Consider the following 807-nt stretch of genomic DNA (forward strand, 5'->3'; position numbering starts at 1 on the left):
TCGAGCGCGACGACCTCGCCGTACGACTTCCGGATCCCCTCCCCGACGAGGACGGGCTCGTCGGGTCGATCGGTCGCGCCGGTTCGACCGGGTCCCGAGCCGGCGTCGGAGTCAGAACCGGCCTCGGAGTCCGCGCCGGCCCCTTCGGACGGCACCGTCTCGTTCATGGATCCCCTCCGCGGGCGTCGCGCCTAAGGGTTGCTCTTTCCCGGTCCGGTACGCCTAAACGACGCGACGCCGACCCAGCGGGTATGCACTACCACGAGGCGGCGAACTTCCTGTTCGACCTCCGTCGCTTCTCGGTCAAGCCCGGCACCGAGCGCGTCGCGGCGCTGTTGGACCGGCTGGGCAACCCGGAGGCCGACCTCGCGTGCGTCCAGGTCGCGGGATCGAACGGGAAGGGGAGCACCGCGCGGCTGGTCGAGTCGGTCCTCCGCGAGGCTGGACTCTCAGTCGGACTGTACACCTCGCCGCATCTCTCGTCGCTGAGCGAGCGGGTCCGCGTCGACGGCCGACCCATGACCGACGCCGCGATCGTCGACTTCGTCGACGAGGTGAAACCGTGGTTAGTCGATCGCGCGGCGGCCGGCGAACCGCTCACGTTCTTCGAGGTCGTCACGGCGATGGCGATACACGACTTCGCGCGCCGCGACGTCGACGTCGCGGTCCTGGAGGTCGGACTCGGCGGCGAGTACGACGCGACCAGCGCCGTCGATCCCGTCGCCACCGCGGTGACGAACGTCTCGCTCGAACACACCGCGGTGCTCGGCGACACGATCGCGGAGATCGCCCGCACCAAGGCGCGGA

The 807-nt window shown here is 70.3% G+C and carries 1 protein-coding gene; it reads left to right on the forward strand.

What is annotated here, in order from left to right:
* Positions 1-251 precede the first annotated feature (251 nt).
* Positions 252-807 (forward strand): bifunctional folylpolyglutamate synthase/dihydrofolate synthase (locus tag ACFQEU_RS16945; RefSeq protein ID WP_379784042.1); only part of this gene is annotated, 556 nt, incomplete at its 3' end.

This window comes from Halorubrum tibetense (genome assembly GCF_042661865.1).
GTDB lineage: Archaea > Halobacteriota > Halobacteria > Halobacteriales > Haloferacaceae > Halorubrum > Halorubrum tibetense.